Genomic DNA, 21226 nt, shown 5'->3' with positions numbered 1-21226 from the left:
AATCGGATCAACACGGAGTTTCCCGAATGGCAATCACCATCAAGTCCCCGCAAGAAGTCGAAGCGATGCGCATTGCGGGCGGCATGGCGGCCGAGGTCCTGGAAATGATCGGCGAGTACGTCCAGCCGGGCGTTTCGACCGAAGAACTGGACCGCCGCTGCTACGAATACATCACCAAGGTCCAGAAGGCCATTCCCGCCAACGTGGGCTACCACGGCTTTCCCAAGACGCTGTGCACCTCCATCAACGGCGTGGTCTGCCACGGCATTCCCAAGCCCGAAGACGTGCTGGCCGAAGGCGACATCGTCAATATCGACGTCACGGTCATCAAGGACGGCTGGCACGGCGACACCAGCCGCATGTACTACGCCGGCACGCCGTCGGCACAGGCCCGGCGCCTGGCGGAAGCGACGCTGGAAAGCATGCTGCGCGGCATCGCCGCGGTACGTCCCGGCGCCACCCTGGGCGACGTGGGCGCGGCCATCCAGGCCTATGCCGAAGGGCAGGGCTACGCGGTGGTGCGCGATTATTGCGGCCACGGCATCGGCCGCAAGTACCATGAGGCCCCGCAGGTGCTGCACTACGGCAAGCCCGGCACCGGCCTGCGCCTGAAGACCGGCATGGTGTTCACGATCGAACCCATGCTCAACGCCGGCCATCACGAGGTGCGCGTGCTGGACGACGACTGGACGGTGGTGACTGCCGACGGCTCGCTGTCCGCCCAATGGGAGCACATGGTGGCGGTGACCGAGGATGGCTACGACATCCTCACCGCCTGGCCCAAGGGCTGATCCCCCGGCTTTCTCTTTTTCTTTTCCTGTCGCGTTTTTCCACGGCCCGTCCATGTCGTCTTCCGTCCCCGTTTTCCGACCCGATCCGCATAGCCCGCTGGCGCAGTGGCTGGCCTACCTGGAGTCCATCCACAGCCGTCCCATCGACCTGGGCCTGGAGCGGGTGCGCGAGGTGGCGCGGCGGCTGGCGCTGGACCTGGATGCGGTCACCATCGTCGTCGGCGGCACCAACGGCAAGGGCTCGACCTGCGCCATGCTCGAATCCATCCTGCTGTGCGCGGGCTACCGGGTCGGCCTGTATACCTCGCCGCACCTGCTGGATTTCAACGAGCGCGCCCGCGTCAACGGCGAGCCGGCCAGCGATGCGGCGCTGACCGAGCAGTTCGCCGCGGTGGATGCGGCGCGCGGCGACGTCTCGCTGACCTATTTCGAGCTGACCACGCTCGCCATCCTGCGGCTGTTCGCGCAGTCCGGGCTGGACGTGGCGATACTCGAGGTGGGGCTGGGCGGGCGGCTGGACGCGGTCAATATCGTGGACGCCGACTGCGCCGTCATCACCAGCGTGGACCTGGACCACGTGGAATGGCTGGGCGACGACCGCGAAAAGATCGGCTGGGAGAAGGCCCACATCTACCGCGGCGGCAAGCCGGCGATCTGCGCCGATCCGGTGCCGCCGCAGTCGCTGGTGGAGTATGCGCAAAGCATAGGCGCCGACCTCTGGCGCTTCGGCCACGACTACAACTATTCCGGCGACAAGCAGCAGTGGAACTACGGCGGCCGCGGCATGCGCCGCAACGCCATGGCCTATCCGGCGCTGCGCGGCGCCAATCAACTGCTCAATGCCTCGGCCGCGCTGGCCGCGCTGGAGTCGCTGCGCGACCGCCTGCACGTGCCGCAGCAGGCCGTGCGGCTCGGACTGCTGCAGGTGCAGTTGCCGGGGCGCTTCCAGATACTGCCCGGCCGGCCGGCGGTGATTCTCGACGTGGCGCACAATCCCCACGCCGCTGCGGTGCTCGCGGACAACCTCGACAACATGGGCTTTTATCCCTACACCTATGCGGTGTTCGGCATGTTGAACGACAAAGACGTGGACGGCGTGATCGCCAGGCTGGGCGAGCGCGTGGATCACTGGTACTGCGTCGGCCTGGAGGGACCGCGCGGGCTGAGCGGCGAGGCGCTTGTCGAGCGGCTCGAGGCGCTCGGGGCCGGGCGCGGCAAAGACGCTTCGATCGAGGCCTTCGCCGATCCGGCCGCGGCATTTGCCGCAGCGCAGGAAAGAGCAGGCGAGGGTGATAGAATTGTGGTCTTCGGATCTTTCCTAACCGTGGCGGGCGTGTTGGCCTCCATGCGTGCGGCCAAGGCCGCCCGCGCGGGTTGAGCCGGGCCTGCGCCCGCCGACGACCGCCGCGTGCTTCAGCCGGACGTATCAATGGGATTGCTCGAGCGCAAGAAGAAGGCGGCCGCCACGACGGCCAAATCCAACCGCGCCGGCTATGCAGCCGGCAGCGACCCGCAGGATCCCGCACAGGAAGCGCGCCGCCGCGCGCGGCGCCGGCTGGTCGGCGCGATCGCCCTGGTACTGGCGGCGATTGTCGTGCTGCCCATGGTGCTCGATTCCGAGCCGCCGCTGCTGCCTGACGACATCCCCATCCAGATCCCCGACCGCAATACCGCAGAACCCCTGGCCAGGGCGCCTGAGGCCGAAGCGCCTACGCGTCCGGCCGAGCCCGGCGTGAGTGCGCCCGCCGCTGCGCCGGTGCCCGCGCGCCCGGAGCCTCCCAAGCCCGAGGCTGCACAGCCCCAACCGCCTGCCAGGTCCGCACCCGCTGCCGAGGCGCCTGCGCGTCCGGCGCCCGAGGACACGGCCCGGGCCGATGCCGCCCGTGCGGAAGCGGCCAAGGCGGAAGCCGCCCGGGCCCAGGCTGCGCGGACCGAGGCGGCGCGCGCTCGGGCCCTGCTGGAGGGCAATGCGGCGGCGGCTTCGCAGCCCAAGCCGGACAAGCCCGAAAGCAAAGGCAGTTTCGCGGTGCAGATCGCGGCGTTTTCCACCGAGGACCGCGCCAATGACATGCGCGACCGGCTGAGCGCGGCGGGCATCAAGAGCTTCACCGAGCGCGTCAAGACGGGCAAGGGCGACGTCTTCCGCGTCCGGGTCGGTCCGTTCGCTTCGCGCGAGGCGGCCGACGCGGCCCGCGCGCGCATCACCTCGGCAGGCTTTGGCAGCTCCATCGTTCCGCTGTGACCCATTTCGACTACGGCGTCTTGCTGATTCTGGGGGCGTCGGTGGTCATAGGCCTGTTCAGGGGGCTCGTCAAGGAAGTCCTGTCGCTGGTCGCCTACGTGGCTGCCTTCACGGGCGCCATACGGTACGGACCGCATGCGTACGACATGCTGGCGCCGTACATCGAGAATTCCGGCCTGCGCGCGGTGGTTGCGTACGCGGGTGTGTTCATCGCGGTGCTGATCGCAGTGGGTATCGTCAACCTTGCCCTGGGCATGGTGATGAAGGCCACCGGCCTGTCGCTGGCGGACCGTGGCCTGGGCGCGCTGTTCGGCCTGGCGCGCGGCGTGCTGATCGTGCTGGTTCTGGTGGTGGCGGCCGGGTTCACGCCGCTGCCCAAGGAACCGTGGTGGACCGAGGCGGTCTTGTCTCCCTATGCCGAAGCAGGCGTCCGGGCGGTCAGGCCGTACTTGCCGGAACAGTTTGCGGATTGGATCCGTTATTAGTATGACTACCCCCAGCGCGCCGATGCGCGCCCAGGTTCGAACGGCTGCGCCGTCCTGTATGGATGGCGGGCAGCGGTATGGATAACTGAAGAGAGGCTCTCATGTGTGGAATCGTCGGTGTCGTCTCGCACGCGCCGGTCAATCAGTTGCTCTACGACAGCCTGCTGCTGTTGCAGCATCGCGGTCAGGACGCGGCGGGCATCGCCACGTCGCAGGGCAACGCGTTCAATATGTTCAAGGCGCATGGCCTGGTGCGCGACGTCTTCCGGACGCGCAACATGCGGTCGCTGCCCGGGAACTCCGGCATCGGCCAGGTGCGCTATCCCACCGCCGGTTCCAGCTCGAGCGAAGAAGAGGCCCAGCCTTTCTACGTGAATGCGCCGTTTGGCATCACCTTCGCCCACAACGGCAACCTGACCAATTGGGAAGCACTGCGGGAAGAGATGTTCCGCATCGATCGCCGCCACATCAACACGAATTCCGATTCGGAAGTACTGCTCAATGTGCTGGCGCATGAGCTGCAGCGTTCGTCGAGCGGCGTGTCGCTGGACGAAGACGCGATCTTCCGCGCGGTGTCCTCGGTGCACCGGCGCGTACGCGGCGCCTATGCCGTGGTGGCCGAGATCGCCGGCTACGGCATGCTCGCCTTCCGCGATCCGCACGGCATCCGGCCGCTCTGTCTGGGCAAGGCCGAGTCCGACGCGGGCGTCGAATGGATGGTCGCTTCGGAGTCGGTCACGCTGGAAGGCATGGGCTTCAGGCTCGAGCGCGACGTCGCCCCGGGCGAAGCCATCTTCATCGACCTGGACGGCCGCATCAGCGCGCGCCAGTGCGCCGACAACCCGGTGCTCAGCCCCTGCATCTTCGAGTACGTCTACTTCGCCCGACCCGATTCGCTGATGGACGGCGTCTCGGTCTATGGCTCGCGCCTGCGCATGGGCGAGTACCTGGCCGACAAGGTGGCGCGCAACCTGCGCCTGGGCGACGTCGACGTTGTCATGCCGATTCCCGATTCGGCCCGGCCCGCGGCCATGCAGCTGGCGGCCAAGCTGAACCTGAATTATCGCGAAGGCTTCATCAAGAACCGCTACGTGGGCCGCACCTTCATCATGCCCGGCCAGGCGGTGCGCAAGAAGTCGGTGCGCCAGAAGCTCAACGCGATGAGCGAGGAGTTCAAAGGCAAGAACGTACTGATCGTGGACGATTCCATCGTGCGCGGCACCACCAGCGGCGAGATCGTCGACATGGCCCGGGCGGCGGGCGCGAACAAGGTGTATTTCGCCTCGGCCGCGCCTCCGGTGCGCTTCCCCAATGTCTACGGCATCGACATGCCTACGCGCAGCGAACTGATCGCCCACGGCCGCACGGACGAGGAAATCGCCCGCGTGATCGGCGCCGACGCGCTGGTCTACCAGGATCTCGACGCCATGCGCCAGGCGGTCAGCGACATGAACCCCAGCCTTACGCAGTTCGAGTCTTCGTGTTTCGACGGCCACTATGTGACCGGAGACGTGACGCCGGAATATCTGGACCACATCGAGCGCCGTCGCAACAACAGCAGCAACGAAGCCAACCCGGCGGGCGGCCTGAGGGTAAGCATGGGAGTGTAGGGAGGCCGGGCCCGCCCCGGGCGGGCCGGCGAAGCCGGATCCGCGGTGCCCTGGGACAGGCGGGCTTCATATAGCTTTCTTGTATATGCACATGACGAACCGGTCGTTTTATTCATATACCGGTCTTTGTAAGCTGCGGGTTTGGGCGAATTCCGCCATTTGCTTGCCCTATCCGCAGAGGCTTGTTGCATGTACCAGTACCAACCCGTCGATCAATTGCTGGTCGATCAACGCGTCGCGCAGTTCCGGGACCAGACCCGGCGCTTCCTGAACGGGCAGCTGACCGAGGACGATTTCCGCACGCTGCGCCTGCAGAACGGTCTGTATATCCAGCGTCACGCGCCCATGCTGCGCGTGGCCGTTCCCTACGGCATGCTGGCGTCGCGCCAGCTGCGCACGCTGGCGCATATCGCGCGCAAGTGGGATCGCGGCTACGGGCATTTCAGCACCCGGCAGAACATACAGTTCAACTGGCCGAACCTCGAGGACGTGCCCGACATTCTGGCCGAATTGGCCAAGGTGCAGATGCACGCGATCCAGACCAGCGGCAACGACATCCGCAACACGACCACCGACCAATTCGCCGGCATCGCGCCCGATGAAATCGTCAATCCGCTGGTCTGGTGCGAACTGATCCGGCAGTGGTCCACCTTCCACCCCGAATTCGCCTTCCTGCCGCGCAAGTTCAAGATCGCGGTCAGCGGCGCCGTGGCCGACCGCGCGGCGGTCGGCGTGCACGACATCGGCCTGCAGGCCGTCGAGCGGGACGGCGAGATCGGCTTCCGGGTGTGGGTCGGCGGCGGCCTCGGCCGCACGCCCCTGGTGGGCCAGTTGATCAATCCCTTCGTGCCCTGGCAGCACCTGCTGACCTATCTGCAGGCCGTCCTGCGGGTCTACAACCTGCACGGCCGGCGCGACAACAAGTACAAGGCCCGCATCAAGATCCTGGTCAAGGAATTGACCCCGCAGGTTTTCGCCGAGGAAGTCGAGCGGGAGTGGCAGCACAACAAGGGCGGCCGGGAGACCCTGACGGACGAACAGGTGCGCGCCATCGCCGACCGTTTCCCGGCCACGCCGTACGCGGCCGACCCGGGGGCCGATACGTCCGCCGGGCATGCGAGCGCCGATCCGCGCTTCGCCCGCTGGCTGCAGCGCAATACGCATCCCCACAAGGTGGCCGGCTACGCCGCCGTGACCTTGTCGCTCAAGCGCACCGGCGTGCCGCCGGGAGACATCACGGCCGACCAGATGGACGCCGTGGCCGACCTGGCCGACCGCTACAGCTTCGGCGAGATGCGCGTCACGCACGAACAGAACGTGGTGTTCGCCGACGTGCCGCGCAGCCAGCTCCACGCGCTGTGGAAGGCACTCGACGAACTGGGCCTGGCTACTCCCAACGTCGGCCTCCTGACCAACATCATCGCCTGCCCGGGCGGGGATTTCTGCGCGCTGGCCAATGCGGTGTCCATTCCCGTGGCCGAGGCCATCCAGCGCCGTTTCGACGACCTGGACTACCTGTACGAGATCGGAGAACTCGACTTGAACATCTCGGGCTGCATCAACTCCTGTGGCCATCATCACGTCGGTCACATCGGCATCCTGGGCGTGGACAAGGCGGGCGAGGAGTGGTACCAGGTTACGCTGGGCGGGCGCCAGAACGGCGGCGCCAAGCCGCTGCCCGACATCGCGTCCACGCGCGGGGGCGGGGCGGCGATCGGCCGCATCATCGGCCCGTCCTTCGCCCGGGGCGAGGTGGCCGACGTCGTCGCCAACCTGGTGGAGACCTACCTCGATCTGCGCGACAGCGACGCCGAACGCTTCATCGATGTCGTCGAACGCGTCGGCATCGAGCCATTCAAGACCCGGGTCTACGCAGAACGCAAGCAGGCCAAGGCCGCCGTCGCGGAGGCCGCCCATGTCTGAGTTGCAGCAAGCCGCCACGCTCGTACGGCCGCATGGACTGGAAGCGGACACCTGGCAGCGTTTCGAACCCACCGAGGCGCAAGCCCTGCCGCCCGACGACGGCGACTGGCTCGTGCCGCTGGCGGTCTGGCGCGCGGCGCATGCGGAGCTGCGCGGGCGCCGCAGGCCGGTGGGCGTCCTGTTGGCCCCGGCGGACGATCCCCTCGAACTGGCCGAAGCGGGCCGGATCGACGAGCAGGGCCTGGCGCTGATCGCCGTCGATTTCCCCGTTTATACGGATGGCCGCGGCTATTCCATCGCCTACATGCTGCGCACGCGGCTGGGTTGGCAAGGGGAGCTGCGGGCGGTGGGCGATGTCCTGATCGATACCATCCACTACCAGGCGCGCGCGGGCTTCGACAGCTTCGCGGTCAAGCCCGGCCACGATCCGGAGCAAGCGCTCAAGGCTTTCGGCACCTTCACCGCGGCCTACCAGCGCAGCTATTCGACGCCCGCGGCCCGGGCCGGCGAGTCGGCGCGCGAGGAAGAAGCGGCGGCGATGCCCGCCGTCCGGCCCACCCATCGGCCGCCGCAGGGCGCCGCCGGCTGGCAGGGCTGAATCATGGGCAAAGTGTATCTGGTCGGAGCGGGGCCCGGAACCGTGGATCTGCTGACGCTGCGGGCGGCGCGCCTGCTCGCGCGGGCCGACGTGGTGTTCCACGACGCGCTGGTCGACGACGAGGTGCTGGCCCTGGCGCCCCAGGCCAGGAAGGTGGCGGTGGGCAAGCGTTGCGGCCGGTTGTCCACCGCGCAGCAGTTCATCAACCGCCAACTGGTCGATGCGGCGCAGCGCCACGCCTGTGTCGTACGGCTGAAGGGCGGCGATCCGATGCTGTTCGGGCGGGCGCAGGAAGAGATCGCGGCGCTGTCCGGCGCAGGCATCGAGGTAGAGGTGGTGCCGGGCATCAGCGCGGCATTCGGCGCAAGCGCCGCGCTGGGGCAATCGCTGACGCGCCGGGGCGTCAGCCGCAGCGTCGCGTTCCTGACGCCGGCGGTCGGGCAGGGCGAGCAGCCGCACGCCTGGGCCGATGCCGCGCGCGGCGCCGATACCGTGGTGCTTTACATGGCCAGCCGCCAGGCCCAGGCCATTGCCGACGGGCTGGTGGCGGCGGGGCTGCCCGCGTCGCGCCCCGCTGTGCTGGTGGAGAACGCCAGCCGCCCCGACCAGCGCGTGCTGCCCACCACGGTGGCGGGCCTGCCCGCCGCCGCCGGGGAACTGGGCGACGGCCCGGCGCTGATCCTGGTGGGCGAGGTCTACGCCGAACTGGTTCAGGACGCCTGTCGCGTTGCGTTGCAAGATAGAGGGCTCCGGGCCGCTGCGGCTTGACGCCGTTTCTCTTACACTTCGGTCATGCTGATCGAAGTGTACGGGCTGGCGCTGGGCAAGAGCCTGCTGTTCTCCCTGGCCGCGCTGCTGCCGATTTTGAACCCTACGGCGACCGCGCCGATCTTCCTGTCCCTGACCGAAGGCGCTTCCAATAGCACTCGGGAAGTGCTGGCGGGCAAGATCGCGCGCAATGTGTTCCTGCTGCTGTTCGCCGCCATGCTGATCGGCTCGGTCGTGCTCGATTTTTTCGGCATTTCGCTGTCCATCGTCCGGGTGGGCGGGGGCTTGCTGGTGGTGTCCAGCGCCTGGCGCCTGCTCAACTCCAACGATGGCGGCGCCGAGCGCTCGGCGCGGCTGGCCGAGGGCTTCACCCCCGAGATGGTCAATCGCACGGCCTTTTATCCGCTGACTTTCCCGATCGCCTGCGGCCCGGGTTCGATCGCGGCTGCCATTACCGTGGGCGCGAGCCTGCACGACCAGACGTCGCTGGTCATCAGCATCACGCGGATTTCCGGCGCGGTGGCGGGTCTGGCCGTGGTGGCGGCTTCGGTGCTGCTGTGCTTTCGCTACGCGCAGCAATTGCTGCGATTGCTGGGCGATACGGGAACTGTGGTCTTCCTGCGCCTGTCTGCTTTCATCCTGCTGTGCCTGGGAGTCCAGATCGTCTGGGATGGGGCTTCCGAACTGCTGACGACCGTGCTGCGCGATGCGCAGTTGCCTCCCACTCACTGAATCCGCGTGTTTTCCATGAGAACCCTTCTTGCCGACCGTCTGCTCGCCCTCGTCGCCATCCTCAGCCTGGGCGCCATCGGCGTCGCCCTGGTCTCGCAGTACGCGTTCGACATGCAGCCTTGCGCATGGTGCGTCCTGCAGCGCCTGATCTATCTGGCGATCGCCGTCGCCGCCATCCTGGGCCTGTTGCTGCGCCGCGCTGCCGTGGCGCAGCGCGTCCTGTCCGCGTTGGCGGCGCTGCTGGCGGCGGGGGGCGTCGCCGCAGCCGCCTACCAGCACAATGTCGCCTCGCAAATGATGAGCTGCGCGCAGACCTTCGCCGACCGCTTCATGACCTCGAGCGGACTGGACGAGGTGGTGCCGCAGGTATTCGGCATCTACGCGACCTGCGCCGACGCGGCGGTGGATTTGCTGGGCGTGCGCTACGAGATCTGGAGCCTGCTGCTGTTCGTATTGCTCGGCGCGGCCGCGCTGGGCGCGCTGCTGGTGCGGCGCGAGCGCTCGCTGTTCGGCGGCGCGAACTGATCGATTTTTCCGGAGTTCCCGGCCATGACCACCGCTGCCGCGCCTGTCCTGTTCGATGAACTTGCCGCCGGCGGCGGTTTCCGCCTGGGCATGGCCAGCCTGAACGCGCCGGCCACGCTCAATGCCTTGTCGCTGGATATGGCCGAACTGCTGGCCGGGAGGCTGCAGGCCTGGGCCGCGGATCCGGCGATCGCCGCGGTGGTGCTGCAGGCCGAGGGAACGCGCGCGCTGTGCGCCGGCGGCGACCTGCAGGGCGTCTACCGCGCCATGGCCGGCCATGCGGGCCAGACCGGCCTGGCGCCGGGGATCCCGGCATTCTTCGAGCGCGAGTATGCGCTGGACTATCTGATCCACACCTATCCCAAGCCCTTGCTGTGCTGGGGCCATGGCATCGTCATGGGCGGGGGCATGGGCCTGCTGATCGGCGCCAGCCATCGCGTCGTGACCGAGGCGTCGCGGCTGGCCATGCCCGAAGTGTCCATCGGCCTGTTTCCCGATGTGGGGATGATCTGGACGATGAACCGCATGCCGGGCAAGTCGGGCCTGTTCCTGGCCTTGACCGGCGCGGCGATCGAGGCCGACGACGCGCTGTTCGTGGGCTGGGCCGACTATCGCCTGGCCGAGGCCGAGCGCGGCGCGGCGATCGATGCGCTGGCCGCGCAAAACTGGACGGGCGATAGGCGCGACGACGACTTGCTGATGCATGGCGTATTGGCGGCGCGCCGGCAGCCGAGCGGGCAGGGGCCGCTGCGGCGCCATCTCGACACGCTCGGCGCCTGGTGTGCGGCGCCGGGATACACGCCGGTGGTCGAGGCCATTCTTGCGGCCGAGCCGGAAGATCCCTGGCTGCAGGCGGCCCAGCGCGGCCTGCGCGCCGGTGCGCCCAGTACCGCGCGGCTGGGCTGGGAGTTGCTGCGCCGCATGCGCCACGCCAGCCTCGCCGACGTGCTGCGCCTGGATTACCAGGTGGCCTTGTGGTGCTGCGAGCACGGCGATTTCCGCGAAGGCATTCGCGCGCTGCTGATCGACAAGGACAAGCGTCCGGCCTGGCGGCACGGCCCGGACGAGGTCGCCGGTCCCGACTGGGCCGGCCGCACGTTCGGGCAGATCTCGGCGTACCGCCTGCCGCCCAGGCTGGCCGGCCTGTGACGGCGGCGGGCCCGGATCCCCTGCATCCACGCATCGAGCGATAGACACGCGGCGCCGCCGGGCGGCGGCCGCGCGGGCCATGCCTATGCCGCAGCCAAAAAATAAAGTTGTTTTATATAAAGTAAGTTTATATAGTATCGGCATCCATCCCAACAACGAGGAGACATGCCATGTCCGCCCATCCCGCCGAGCAGGCCGCCGAACAACCCCCCGTCCTGGTCCAGATCGAAGACGGCATCGCCTGGGTCACGCTGAACCGGCCCGCGAAACGCAACGCCATCAACCCCGGCATCGTCTACAACATGGTCCGCATCATGGAGGAACTGGAGGCGAACGACGATTGCAAGATCATGGTCCTGACCGGCGCGGGCGACGCGTTCTCGGCCGGCATGGACTTGCGCGAGTACTTCCGCGCCACCGATGACGATCCCAAGGAACGCACCCGCCTGTTCCGCGCCAACGGCCAGTGGCAATGGCGCTGGCTGCGCTATTACTCCAAGCCCACCATCGCGATGGTCAACGGCTGGTGCTTCGGCGGCGCCTTCACGCCGCTGGTGTGCTGCGACCTCGCCATCGCCGCCGAGGAGGCCACGTTCGGACTGTCGGAGATCAACTGGGGCATCATCCCCGCAGGCGTGGTCAGCCGCGCGCTGGCCAGCCTGGTGCGCGAGCGCGAGGCCATGTACTACGTGATGACCGGCGAGACCTTCAACGGCCGCCGCGCCGCCGAGATCGGCCTGGTCAACGAGGCCGTGCCGCGCGAACGCCTGCGCGAGCGCACCCGCGAGCTGGCCAAGGTGCTGATGGAAAAAAATCCGACCGTGCTGCGCCAGGCCAAGATCGCCCACCGCATGGCCGCCGAGATGAGCTGGGACCAGGCCGCCGACTACCTGATGGCCAAGGTCGACCAGGGCACCTTCCACGATCCGGAGCGGGGCCGCGATACCGCCATGAAGCAATTCCTCGACGACAAGGCTTTCAAGCCGGGCCTGGGCGCCTACCAGCGCTGAACCGGCGAGGACGACATCATGGCTTCCATCGTGCTGGACCGCCTGCTGCGGCCCAAGTCCATCGCCGTCGTCGGCGCCTCGCCCGAGCCGGGTTCGGTCAGCGGCCTGCTGCTGGCCAACCTGGCGCGTTTCGGCTACCCGGGGCAACTGCACCTGGTCAGCCGCAGCCGCGACGAGGTCAACGGCGTGCGCTGCCTGCGTTCCATCGACGAACTGCCCGACGGCGTGGACGTCGCCGTGCTGGTGGTGCCACAGGCGGCGGTCTGCGAGTCGGTCGAGGCCTGCGGCCGGCGCGGAGTCGGCGCCGCCGTGGTCTTTGCCTCCGGCTTTGCCGAACTGGGCGAGGCGGGGCGCTCGGCGCAGGAGCAGCTTGCCGCGATCGCCCGGCGCTACGGCATCGCGGTGCTGGGCCCCAACTGCCTGGGCTTCCTCAATTTTTCGGACGGCGTGCCGCTGACCTTCGAGCCGGTACAGCCGCCGGCGCCGCGCAGCGGTCCGCGCATCGGCATCGTTGCGCAGAGCGGGGCGATGAGCGGCAATCTGCGCCAGGCTTTCCTGGGTCGCGGCCTGGGCGTGTCGTTTTCCATCTCTACCGGAAACGAGGCCGTGCTGTCGACCGAGGATTTCCTCGGCGCGCTGGTCGAGGCGCCGGACGTGGATGCGTTCGCGGTATTCGTCGAAATGCTGCGCAAGCCTTCGGCCTTCCTGCGCGTGGCGGCCCGGGCGCGCGAACTGCGCAAGCCCATCGTACTGATGCACCCCGGCCGCGGCCAGCGGGCGCGCGAGGCGGCGCGCTCGCATACCGGCGCGCTGGCCGGCGACTACCAGGCCATGCGGACCATGGTGGAGCGCGAGGGCGTGGTGGTGGTCGGCTCCATGGACGAATTGTTCGACGTGACCGCCATCCTGGCGCGCTATCCGCAGCCGGTGGCGCAGGGCAGGGCGGCGGTGGCTTCCAATTCCGGGGCGCTGCGCGGCGTGGCGCTGGATTTCTGCGAAGACGCGGGGCTGGAGCTGGCGCGTTTCGCGCCGGCCACGATGCAGGTCTTGTCGGGCGTCCTGCCCGACTTCATGGCGCCGGACAATCCGCTGGACCTGACCGCGATCGGCATGCAGAAGCCGGAAATCTTCGGCCAGTCCGCGCAGGCGATGCTGGACGATGCGGACGTCGGCAGCCTGGTCATGGCGCTGATGGGCGGCTCGCCGTCTCAGCAGATGGCCAAGGCCACGTCGCTGCTGCCGGTCATGCAGGCTTCGAGCAAGCCGGTCTGCTTCGTCATCATGGGCGACAGCGGACCGCTCGGCCAGGAGTTCCTGGATACCGTGCATGCCAGCGGCATGCCGTTCCTGCGCTCGCCCGATCGCGCCATGCGGGCGATGGCGCACGTGCATCGCTACGGCCGGCTGCATGCCGCAGCGGCCGACCGCGCCGCGGGCGCGGGCATCGAACTGCATGGACCGACGCGGGGGCCGGTGGCCGAGTATCGCGGCAAGCAGTGGCTGCGCGAACTGGGCATCGCCACCCCCCGGGGCGGGCTGGCGCGGACGCTGGACGATGCGCGCCGGATCGCCGCGGACCTCGGCTATCCGGTGGTGCTCAAGGCCCAGGCGGACGCATTGATGCACAAGAGCGACGCCGGCGGGGTGGCCGTGGGGCTGGGCGACGAAGCCGCGCTGGCGGCCGCCTGGACCAGGGTGGAGGCTTCGGTGGCGCGCTACAGCCCGGGGCTGGCGCTGGACGGCATGCTGGTCGAGGCCATGGCGCGTCCGGGCCTGGAACTGGTCGTCGGCGCGCGCCGCGATCCCAACTGGGGCGTGGTGGCGCTGGTCGGCCTGGGCGGCATCTGGATCGAAGCGCTGCATGACGTGCGCTTGCTGGCACCCGACCTGACCGAAGCCCAGATCGCGGCCGAATTGCGCCAGCTCAAGGGGGCGCGGCTATTGTCGGGCCTGCGCGGCAAGCCCGCGGTGGACGTGGCCGCGGTCGCGGCGGCGGTGCGCAGGATCTCGGACCTGATGCTGGCCAATCCCGGCATCGCCGAGATCGACGTCAATCCGCTGATCGCGCTGCCCGAAGGCGAAGGCGTGGTGGCGCTGGATGCCTTGTTCATCGTGGAGTGAGGAGAGAGCATGTCGGCATTCGATCAGGAAACCTTCCCGCAATTGCTGGACGCGGTGGACCGCTTCATCCGCCAGCGCCTGATGCCGCTGGAGCGCCAGGTCGAGGAGCGCGAGGAGGTGCCGCCCGAGGTCATCGCGGAAATGCAGGAAATGGGTCTTTTCGGCCTGGGCATACCCGAAGCGTACGGCGGCTGCGAACTCGACCTGATGCAGGAACTCCAGGTGCAGATGGCCTTCAGCTATACCTCGCCGGCTTTCCGCCTGGTGTTCTGGCCCAACGTAGGCATAGGCAGCAAGGGCATCGTGCTGGCCGGCACCGAGGAGCAGAAGCGCAAGTACCTGCCCGGCCTGGCCACTGGCGAGCTGCGCGCCGCCTTCTGCCTGACCGAGCCCGACGCCGGCTCGGACGCCGCCAGCCTGAAGACGCGCGCCGAGCGCGACGGCGACATGCTGGTGATCAACGGCACCAAGCGCTTCATCACCAACGCCACGCGCGCGCACGTATTCACGGTCATGGCCCGCACCGACCCGGCGCGCAAGGGCGCCGACGGCATCAGCGCCATCGTCGTGGAGCGCGATACGCCGGGCCTGCACATCGGCAAGGCTGAGAAGAAGATGGGCCAGCGGGGCTCGCCCATCGGCGACGTGATCTTCGAGAACGTGCGCGTGCCGGTGAGCAACGTGATCGGCGGCGAAGCCGCGCTCGGCCAGGGCTTCCGGATCGCCATGCAGGTGCTGGACGGCGGACGCATCAGCGTGGCGGCCTCGGCGCTGGGCATGGCGCGGCGCCTGATCGACGAGGCGGCGCGCTATGCCGTGCAGCGCAGGCAGTTCGGCCAGCCCATCGCCCAGTTCCAGCTGATCCAGGCGATGCTGGCCGATTCCGAGACCGAGTACCTGGCCGGCCACGCCCTGGTGATGCAGGCCGCCCAGGCGCTGCAGCGCGGCGAGGACGTCCGCACCCAGGCCGCCGCGGCCAAGTATTTCTGCTCCGAGGCGCTGTCGCGCATCGCCGACCGCGCGCTGCAGATCCATGGCGGCTCCGGCTACGTGGCGGAGCACCACGTCGAGCGGCTCTACCGGGATGCCCGGGCGCTGCGCATCTACGAGGGCACGAGCCAGGTTTTGCAACTGGTGATCGCACGGGCTATGCTCAAGCGCTACGAGGATTGATCACCCGCGCGGGGGACTAATCGAAATCGTTTGTTAGTCCATCGCAAACCCGTGTTTCAGCAGCATCGGCGTTTCTTCTAAAGTAGATGTCTGTTACTGGGGAGGCTTGTCCTCCCCGGCTTTAGAAGACGGAGACATCGTGTATTCCTTGAGCTACGTGCGGCCGGCAACACTGCCGGAGGCGCTCGACTGGCTGGCGCGCGAACCCGAGTCCAGGCCGTTGTCCGGCGGGATGACGCTGATTCCCACGCTCAAGCAAAGGCTGGCCGCGCCCTCGCATCTGGTGGACCTGACCCGCTTGCAGGAGCTGCGGGGCATTGCGCTGGAGGGCGGCGTGCTGAAAGTGGGCGCCGCCACCCGGCATGCCGAGGTCGCATCCTCGGATATCGTGCGCCAGGCGATTCCCGGCCTGGCCGGCCTGGCCGGCCTGATCGCCGATCCCCAGGTGCGCAATCGCGGCACCATGGGCGGCTCGGTCGCCAACAACGATCCGGCCGCGGACTATCCCTCTGCCGTGCTGGGCCTCGGCGCGATCGTGGTCACCAGCCAGCGGCGCATCGCCGCCGACGATTTTTTCACCGGCATGTTCGAGACCGCCCTGGAGCCGGGCGAGATCATCACCGGTTTCGAGTTTCCCATCCCGCGCCGCAGCGCCTACGCCAAGTATCGCCACAAGGCGACCGGCTATGCCGTGGCCGGGGTGTTCATCGCCGTGACGGACGACGGCCCGCGCGTGGCGGTGACCGGAGCAGGCCCCTGTGTGTTCCGCTGGACCGAGGCCGAAGCGGCGCTGGCATCCGGCGATGCGGAGGCGCTGGCCCGGGTGGAGCTGGACGAAAGCGGCCTGAACGAAGATCGGGCCGGCGACCAGGCCTATCGGGCCAATCTGGTCAGGGTAATGGCGCGGCGCGCCTGGAATGGACTTGTTCCGGCCGCCTGAGCGCGGTTCGGAGATAGGCGCCGGCCGGCGCCGAAAGACACCGGAGACATTATGGAATTCAAAGGATCGCATCGGCTGAACGCCCCGCGCGAACTGGTCTGGGAATACTTGAACACCCCCGAGGTGCTGCAGGCTTGCGTGCCGGGCTGCGAATCGTTCAGCGAAACGGCTCCCGACACGTATGCGGCGGTGGTCGTGGCCGCCATCGGGCCGGTCAAGGCCAAGTTCAAGGGCAACCTCACGATCGGCGAACGGCGGGCCCCCGAGGGCTACCAGATCGTCGGCCAGGGCGACGGCGGGATAGCGGGCTTCGGCAAGATGGTCGCCGACGTGGACCTGGCCGAAGACGGCGAGGTCACGGTGCTGACCTACACCGCGCAGGCGCAGGTGGGCGGCAAGCTGGCCCAGATCGGCGCGCGCATGATAGGCGGCGTGGCCAACAAGATGGCCGAGGAATTCTTCAAGCGCTTCAGCGCCAAGGTCGGGGAGAGGGTGCAGATATGACCCGGGTGGAATTGCGCGTCAATGGCGTGGCCGTCAGCCGCGAAGTGGACGACCGCACCCTGCTGGTGGAGTTCCTGCGGCGCGAGCTGGACCTGACCGGCACCCACGTCGGCTGTGATACCAGCCAGTGCGGCGCGTGCACCGTCAAGCTGGACGGGCATGCGGTGAAGTCGTGCACGGTGCTGGCGGCGCAGGCCAGCGGCGGCGAGGTGACCACGGTGGAAGGGCTGGGAACGCCCGAGGCGCTGGGCGAAACGCAGCGGGCCTTCGTGGCCTGTCACGGCCTGCAATGCGGCTTCTGCACGCCGGGCATGATGATGGCGGTGGATTACTACCTGGATGCCAACGGTTCCTGCGACGACGCGCAGATCCACCATGCCCTGGAGGGCAACATCTGCCGCTGCACCGGCTACGTCAATATCATCCGGGCGGTCAAGCACGCGGCGCAGGCGCGCCTCGAGGCCGGCAAGCCCATCGGGACGGTGCGCCATGGATAAGCTGGTCGGCAAGCCGCTGCCTCGCGCGGAGGACATCCGCCTGGTCAGCGGGCGCGGGCGCTATACCGACGACATGAGCCTGCCGGGCCAGGCCTACAGCGCGTTCGTGCGGTCGCCCTATGCCCACGCCGAGATCCGCGGCATGGACCTGGAGGCGGCGCGGCAGGCGCCCGGCGTGATCGCGGTGCTGTGCGGGCAGGACTACCTGGACGACGGTTTCCAGGGCATGGACCACATTCCCAACCCGGCGGATGCCATTGCCTTCAAAGAGCGCGCTTTCCTCCATTCGCACACGGGCAGCGTGTTCAACCAGCGCCACCTGCCGCTGGTCGTGGACCGCGTGCGCCACGTCGGCGAGCCCATCGTGCTGGTGGTGGCGCACACCGTGCGCGAGGCGCGCGACGCCTGCGAACTGGTCGAGATCGACTACGAGCCGCTGCCGACGGTAGTGGACGCCGTTCAGGCCATGGAAGAGGGCGCGCCCCAGCTCTGGGACGGCGCGCCGCGCAACCTGTGCTTCCAGGCCCATGCCGGCAGCGACGAAGCCGCCGTGCTCGAAGCCTTCGCGCGCGCCCACCACGTGGTTCGGCGCGAGTTCCGCAACAGCCGCGTCGTCAATTGCCAGATGGAGCCGCGCTCCGTCATCGGCAGCTACGATGAACGCACCGGCGAATTCCTGCTGCTCGCGGGCAGCCAGGGCGTGACGCGCCAGCAGATGTGCATGGCCGACGCGCTCAGGATTTCTCCGTCGCAGCTGCGTGTCATCGCGCAGGACGTCGGCGGCGGCTTCGGACCGCGCAGCTGCGTGAATCCGGACCAGCTCGCGGTGCTGTGGGCGGCGCGCCGCGCCGGCTGTCCCGTGAAATGGACCAGCGACCGCAACGAGGCTTTCCTGTCCGATTACCAGGGGCGCGACCAGATCATCCGCGCCGCGATGGCCCTGGATGCCGACGGCCGCATCCTGGCCATCGACAACGAAGTCATCGGCAACATCGGCGCTCACACGGTTTCCTACGTGCCGCTGTCCAACGGCTCGCGCATCATGACTACGGTCTACCACGTGCCCGTGGCCATCGCGCGCCTGTCGGCGGTGCTGACCAACACTCCGCCGACCGGGCCGTATCGCGGCGCGGGGCGGCCCGAGGCCACGCACGTGATGGAGCGGATGCTGGACATCGCCGCGCACGAGCTGGGCCTGGACCGCATCGAACTGCGCCGCCGCAACATCATCCAGCCCGCGCAGATGCCTTACCGCAGCCCCATGGGGCTGAACTACGACAGCGGCGCCTTCGCCGCCAACATGGAACGCGCGCTGCAGGTCTCCGAATGGCAGGATGCCGCGTCGCGCAAGCAAGAGGCGCGCAGCCGCGGCAAGCTGCTCGGCATCGGCCTGTCCAACTACGTCGAATCGCCCGTCGGCGCGCCGCGCGAGCGCATCGAGCTGACCATAGGCACCGATGGGCGCGTCGACTTCGTGGCCGGCACGCAAAGCACCGGCCAGGGGCACGAGACGACCTTTCTGCAAGTGCTGGCCGACGAACTCGGCGTGCCTTTCGAGGCGATCACGCTGCGCACCGGCGACTCGGCCTTCGTCAAGGTAGGCGGCGGTTCGCATTCGGATCGTTCCATGCGGCTGGTAGGCCATCTGATTTTCGAAGCGACGGCGCGCCTGCGCGAGATCGGCTCGCAGGTCGCGGCCGCCATGCTGGGCTGCGATCCGGGCCAGGTCACCATCGGGCACGGCAGCTTCACCGATGGCAGCGAGCGTTCGGTCAGCCTGGCCGAGGTGGCTGCGCAGATCGAGCGAGCCGGCCTGCCCGGCCAGCCCGACGAGCGCCGCTTTTTCACCAGCGCAGAATTCAACGGCCGCATTCCCGCGCATCCGACCGGCACCGCGATCTGCGAACTCGAAATCGACCCGGAAACCGGCGACGTCGAGATCGTGCGCTACACCTCCATCGACGACGTGGGCCGGCCGATCAATCCGCAGATCATCGACGGGCAGGTGCATGGCGGCCTGGCACAGGGCATCGGCCAGGCTTTCTTCGAGGACTACTACATCGATCCGGAAAGCGGCCAGGTGTTCAGCGGCTCCTACATGGATTACGGCGTGGCGCGGGCCGGCGCCATTCCCGCCCACCTGAGCATCGAACTCACCGAAGACCGCACGCATGGCAACGCGCTGGGCGTCAAGGGCGGCGGCGAAAGCGGCATCACGCCGGCCACCGCGGCGATCTTCAATGCCCTGACCGATGCGATGGGCGGAGCCCTGGAAGAAGAGATCCCCATGCCGGCCACGCCGTCCGTCCTGTGGAAACTGTTGTCGAACCTACCCGAGTAAGCCCTCCATGACCACACCTGTAGAAGTAACGCGCCGCGATGGCCTGCTGGACATCGTGCTGGCGACGCCTGAGAACGGCAACCTGATGAGCGGCGAAATGGGACGGCTCATCATCGATGCGGTGAGCGCATTGGACGAGGATGTGCGCCTGGTGCGGATTTCGGGCCGGGGCGAAGATTTCTGCGCGGGCCGCGTGTCGCCCATGCCCGCGCCGGGTTCGACGCCGACCGGCGAGATGCTGCGCCGCAAGGTGGCTCTGCCGGCGCTGGAACTGTACGACGCGATCAAGGCGACGGCGGTGCCGGTCCTGGCCGTGGTGCAGGGCCGCGCCTATGGGGTCGGCTGCGCGCTGGCCGGCGTGTGCGACATTACCCTTGCCGCCGACGACGCGAGTTTCCAGATCCCGGAAATGGAACGGGACATTCCTCCCGCGCTGGTCATGTCGGCGCTGATCGGCCGCGTGCCGGTGAAGACGGTATCGCACATGGTGCTGACCCGCGACGTGCTCGACGCCGGCCAGGCCCTGCAAGCGGGGCTGGCGAGCCAGGTGGTCGCGCGCGGCGGATTGCAGGCGCGCGCGGACGAAATCGTTGCGACCATACTCGGCTGCGGTCCGGTCACGGTACGCGCCGTCAAGCAATTTCTGGAGCTGGCGCCGGGGCTCACGCCCTCGGCCTCCAGCAGCCTCGCCGGGCATCTGTCCGGCACCGCGCTGTCCGCCAAGTTCGGGCGCTGACCGCCCGCTGTTTTTCATACCCAAGATAGTCGCGGCCGGGACAGGCCGCGATGCAACCATGAGGAGATTTCATCCATGAAGAAGCGCCTTGCCTGGCTGGGAGCCGCGTTGACCCTGGCGGCCGCCGTACCGGCCGCCGCCGCCGACTATCCGACTCGTCCGGTGCGCATGCTGCTGGGCTATCCGGCCGGCAGCGGCATCGACAACGTGGCGCGCCAGGTTGCAGCCGGACTGGAAAAAGAACTGGGGCAGCCGGTGGTGCTCGAGAACAAGCCTGGCGTGCTGGGCAACCTGGCGGCGGATACCGTGGCCAAGGCCGCGCCGGACGGCTACACCATCTTGTTCACGCCCAACTCCACCCACGCGGCGAACGTGCACCTGTTCAAGAAGCTGCCGTTCGATCCGGTCAAGGACTTCATGCCGGTCGGTACCGTCGCCAGCCTGGGTTTCGTGCTGCTGGTGTCGTCCGAGCACACCAAGATCGATACCGTCGCGCAATTGACGGCGATGCTCAAGCAGCAGCCCGGCAAGTACTCCTGGGGCAGCGGCAACGCGACCGGCCAGGTCGCGGGCGAGCTGTACAAGACGCTGGCCGGCGTCGACACGGTCAACGTCCCGTACAAGGGCGTGCCGCCGGCGATGACGGACCTGATCGGCGGCCGCCTGACGTTCGTGTTCGCCGACGCCACGCTGGCCATTCCGCAACTGAAGGGCGGCCGCGTGAAGGCGCTGGCGGTGACGGGCGCCACTCGTCCGACTTCGCTGCCTGATGTGCCGACGATGGCGGAAGCAGGCGTGAAGGGCTACGATCTGGCCGGCTGGTTCGGCATCTTCCTGCCGGCGAATGCGCCTGCCGACGTGCAGCGCGCTCTCAGCACGGCCTTGCACAAGGTGGTGTCCACGCCTCAGATGGCGCAGTTTCTGCGCACCATCGGCGCCGAGCCGCTGCCCGGCGGGCCCAAGGATCTCGCGCGCGTGGCGGAAGTCGATACGGAGAAGTGGGGCAAGATCATCCGCGCCGCCGGCATGACCGCGGAGTAATACCGCAAGGGCGCCGGGCTCCACGCGCGGCGGACGAGGG

20 protein-coding genes are annotated in these 21226 nt (G+C 68.3%); all 20 read left to right on the top strand.

What is annotated here, in order from left to right:
* Positions 1-26 precede the first annotated feature (26 nt).
* The 20 genes from map (at position 27) to PIGHUM_RS12260 (ending at position 21186) form a co-directional block, all read left to right on the top strand.
* Positions 27-791 (top strand): type I methionyl aminopeptidase, encoded by a 765-nt coding sequence (map, locus tag PIGHUM_RS12355; protein ID WP_124079899.1) that lies wholly within the window; start codon positions 27-29, stop codon positions 789-791.
* A 52-nt stretch (positions 792-843) separates the two neighbouring features.
* Positions 844-2169, top strand: coding sequence for a bifunctional tetrahydrofolate synthase/dihydrofolate synthase (gene folC, locus PIGHUM_RS12350; RefSeq protein WP_124079898.1), 1326 nt, complete (start codon positions 844-846; stop codon positions 2167-2169).
* Between the two features lie 51 nt (positions 2170-2220).
* On the top strand, positions 2221-3033 hold the full coding sequence (locus PIGHUM_RS12345) for an SPOR domain-containing protein (protein ID WP_124079897.1): 813 nt from the start codon (positions 2221-2223) through the stop codon (positions 3031-3033).
* A complete protein-coding gene (locus tag PIGHUM_RS12340; RefSeq protein WP_124079896.1) occupies positions 3030-3518 on the top strand; it encodes a CvpA family protein in 489 nt (162 codons plus the stop codon). Before PIGHUM_RS12345 ends, PIGHUM_RS12340 begins: the two co-directional genes overlap by 4 nt.
* 101 nt (positions 3519-3619) lie before the next feature.
* Positions 3620-5128, top strand: a complete 1509-nt coding sequence (purF, locus tag PIGHUM_RS12335) for an amidophosphoribosyltransferase (protein WP_124079895.1) — start codon at positions 3620-3622, stop codon at positions 5126-5128.
* A 189-nt stretch (positions 5129-5317) separates the two neighbouring features.
* Complete coding sequence (locus PIGHUM_RS12330; RefSeq protein WP_124079894.1) at positions 5318-7051, top strand: nitrite/sulfite reductase; 1734 nt, start codon at positions 5318-5320, stop codon at positions 7049-7051.
* On the top strand, positions 7044-7649 hold the full coding sequence (locus tag PIGHUM_RS12325) for a DUF934 domain-containing protein (protein WP_124079893.1): 606 nt from the start codon (positions 7044-7046) through the stop codon (positions 7647-7649). The genes PIGHUM_RS12330 and PIGHUM_RS12325 overlap by 8 nt, the downstream gene beginning before the upstream one ends.
* Positions 7650-7652: 3 nt before the next feature.
* On the top strand, positions 7653-8417 hold the full coding sequence (gene cobA / locus PIGHUM_RS12320) for a uroporphyrinogen-III C-methyltransferase (protein ID WP_124079892.1): 765 nt from the start codon (positions 7653-7655) through the stop codon (positions 8415-8417).
* 24 nt (positions 8418-8441) lie between these two features.
* The gene (locus tag PIGHUM_RS12315) at positions 8442-9149 is read left to right on the top strand and encodes a MarC family protein (protein ID WP_124079891.1); all 708 of its coding nucleotides are present in this window, start codon (positions 8442-8444) and stop codon (positions 9147-9149) included.
* Positions 9150-9164: 15 nt separating this feature from the next.
* A complete protein-coding gene (locus PIGHUM_RS12310; protein WP_124079890.1) occupies positions 9165-9674 on the top strand; it encodes a disulfide bond formation protein B in 510 nt (169 codons plus the stop codon).
* Between the two features lie 24 nt (positions 9675-9698).
* Complete coding sequence (locus PIGHUM_RS12305) at positions 9699-10823, top strand: enoyl-CoA hydratase/isomerase family protein (RefSeq protein WP_124079889.1); 1125 nt, start codon at positions 9699-9701, stop codon at positions 10821-10823.
* Positions 10824-10993: 170 nt separating this feature from the next.
* Positions 10994-11833 (top strand): p-hydroxycinnamoyl CoA hydratase/lyase, encoded by an 840-nt coding sequence (locus PIGHUM_RS12300; RefSeq protein ID WP_124079888.1) that lies wholly within the window; start codon positions 10994-10996, stop codon positions 11831-11833.
* Positions 11834-11851: 18 nt separating this feature from the next.
* The gene (locus PIGHUM_RS12295; protein ID WP_124079887.1) at positions 11852-13954 is read left to right on the top strand and encodes an acetate--CoA ligase family protein; all 2103 of its coding nucleotides are present in this window, start codon (positions 11852-11854) and stop codon (positions 13952-13954) included.
* A 9-nt stretch (positions 13955-13963) separates the two neighbouring features.
* Positions 13964-15127 (top strand): acyl-CoA dehydrogenase family protein, encoded by a 1164-nt coding sequence (locus PIGHUM_RS12290; protein ID WP_124079886.1) that lies wholly within the window; start codon positions 13964-13966, stop codon positions 15125-15127.
* 139 nt (positions 15128-15266) lie between these two features.
* A complete protein-coding gene (locus PIGHUM_RS12285) occupies positions 15267-16067 on the top strand; it encodes an FAD binding domain-containing protein (RefSeq protein ID WP_124079885.1) in 801 nt (266 codons plus the stop codon).
* Positions 16068-16118: 51 nt separating this feature from the next.
* Positions 16119-16571, top strand: coding sequence for an SRPBCC family protein (locus tag PIGHUM_RS12280; RefSeq protein WP_124079884.1), 453 nt, complete (start codon positions 16119-16121; stop codon positions 16569-16571).
* Complete coding sequence (locus tag PIGHUM_RS12275) at positions 16568-17068, top strand: (2Fe-2S)-binding protein (RefSeq protein ID WP_124079883.1); 501 nt, start codon at positions 16568-16570, stop codon at positions 17066-17068. Before PIGHUM_RS12280 ends, PIGHUM_RS12275 begins: the two co-directional genes overlap by 4 nt.
* Positions 17061-19409: a xanthine dehydrogenase family protein molybdopterin-binding subunit gene (locus tag PIGHUM_RS12270; RefSeq protein ID WP_246013140.1), complete on the top strand. Its 2349-nt coding sequence runs from the start codon at positions 17061-17063 to the stop codon at positions 19407-19409. Before PIGHUM_RS12275 ends, PIGHUM_RS12270 begins: the two co-directional genes overlap by 8 nt.
* A gap of 7 nt (positions 19410-19416) precedes the next feature.
* Entirely contained in the window at positions 19417-20145 is a 729-nt protein-coding gene (locus PIGHUM_RS12265) for an enoyl-CoA hydratase/isomerase family protein (protein WP_124079882.1), read from the top strand.
* 75 nt (positions 20146-20220) lie between these two features.
* Positions 20221-21186 carry a Bug family tripartite tricarboxylate transporter substrate binding protein gene (locus PIGHUM_RS12260; RefSeq protein WP_124079881.1) on the top strand — a complete coding sequence of 322 codons (966 nt, stop codon included), beginning with the start codon at positions 20221-20223 and terminating at the stop codon, positions 21184-21186.
* Positions 21187-21226: the final 40 nt, after the last annotated feature.

Origin of the sequence: Pigmentiphaga humi (assembly GCF_900606115.1) — a bacterium.
In the GTDB taxonomy this organism is placed as follows: domain Bacteria; phylum Pseudomonadota; class Gammaproteobacteria; order Burkholderiales; family Burkholderiaceae_B; genus Pigmentiphaga; species Pigmentiphaga humi.
This window is presented reverse-complemented; position numbering and strand designations above follow the sequence as displayed.

Excerpts from the sequence above, each read along its gene's own strand:
- PIGHUM_RS12305 (WP_124079889.1), top strand. The coding sequence starts at position 9,699 with ATGACCACCGCTGCCGCGCCTGTCCTGTTCGATGAACTTGCCGCCGGC.
- PIGHUM_RS12300 (WP_124079888.1), top strand. The coding sequence starts at position 10,994 with ATGTCCGCCCATCCCGCCGAGCAGGCCGCCGAACAACCCCCCGTCCTG.
- PIGHUM_RS12295 (WP_124079887.1), top strand. The coding sequence starts at position 11,852 with ATGGCTTCCATCGTGCTGGACCGCCTGCTGCGGCCCAAGTCCATCGCC.
- map (WP_124079899.1), top strand. The coding sequence starts at position 27 with ATGGCAATCACCATCAAGTCCCCGCAAGAAGTCGAAGCGATGCGCATT.
- PIGHUM_RS12310 (WP_124079890.1), top strand. The coding sequence starts at position 9,165 with ATGAGAACCCTTCTTGCCGACCGTCTGCTCGCCCTCGTCGCCATCCTC.
- PIGHUM_RS12330 (WP_124079894.1), top strand. The coding sequence starts at position 5,318 with ATGTACCAGTACCAACCCGTCGATCAATTGCTGGTCGATCAACGCGTC.
- PIGHUM_RS12290 (WP_124079886.1), top strand. The coding sequence starts at position 13,964 with ATGTCGGCATTCGATCAGGAAACCTTCCCGCAATTGCTGGACGCGGTG.
- PIGHUM_RS12260 (WP_124079881.1), top strand. The coding sequence starts at position 20,221 with ATGAAGAAGCGCCTTGCCTGGCTGGGAGCCGCGTTGACCCTGGCGGCC.
- PIGHUM_RS12345 (WP_124079897.1), top strand. The coding sequence starts at position 2,221 with ATGGGATTGCTCGAGCGCAAGAAGAAGGCGGCCGCCACGACGGCCAAA.
- PIGHUM_RS12325 (WP_124079893.1), top strand. The coding sequence starts at position 7,044 with ATGTCTGAGTTGCAGCAAGCCGCCACGCTCGTACGGCCGCATGGACTG.
- PIGHUM_RS12265 (WP_124079882.1), top strand. The coding sequence starts at position 19,417 with ATGACCACACCTGTAGAAGTAACGCGCCGCGATGGCCTGCTGGACATC.
- purF (WP_124079895.1), top strand. The coding sequence starts at position 3,620 with ATGTGTGGAATCGTCGGTGTCGTCTCGCACGCGCCGGTCAATCAGTTG.
- PIGHUM_RS12275 (WP_124079883.1), top strand. The coding sequence starts at position 16,568 with ATGACCCGGGTGGAATTGCGCGTCAATGGCGTGGCCGTCAGCCGCGAA.
- PIGHUM_RS12270 (WP_246013140.1), top strand. The coding sequence starts at position 17,061 with ATGGATAAGCTGGTCGGCAAGCCGCTGCCTCGCGCGGAGGACATCCGC.
- PIGHUM_RS12315 (WP_124079891.1), top strand. The coding sequence starts at position 8,442 with ATGCTGATCGAAGTGTACGGGCTGGCGCTGGGCAAGAGCCTGCTGTTC.
- cobA (WP_124079892.1), top strand. The coding sequence starts at position 7,653 with ATGGGCAAAGTGTATCTGGTCGGAGCGGGGCCCGGAACCGTGGATCTG.
- PIGHUM_RS12280 (WP_124079884.1), top strand. The coding sequence starts at position 16,119 with ATGGAATTCAAAGGATCGCATCGGCTGAACGCCCCGCGCGAACTGGTC.
- folC (WP_124079898.1), top strand. The coding sequence starts at position 844 with ATGTCGTCTTCCGTCCCCGTTTTCCGACCCGATCCGCATAGCCCGCTG.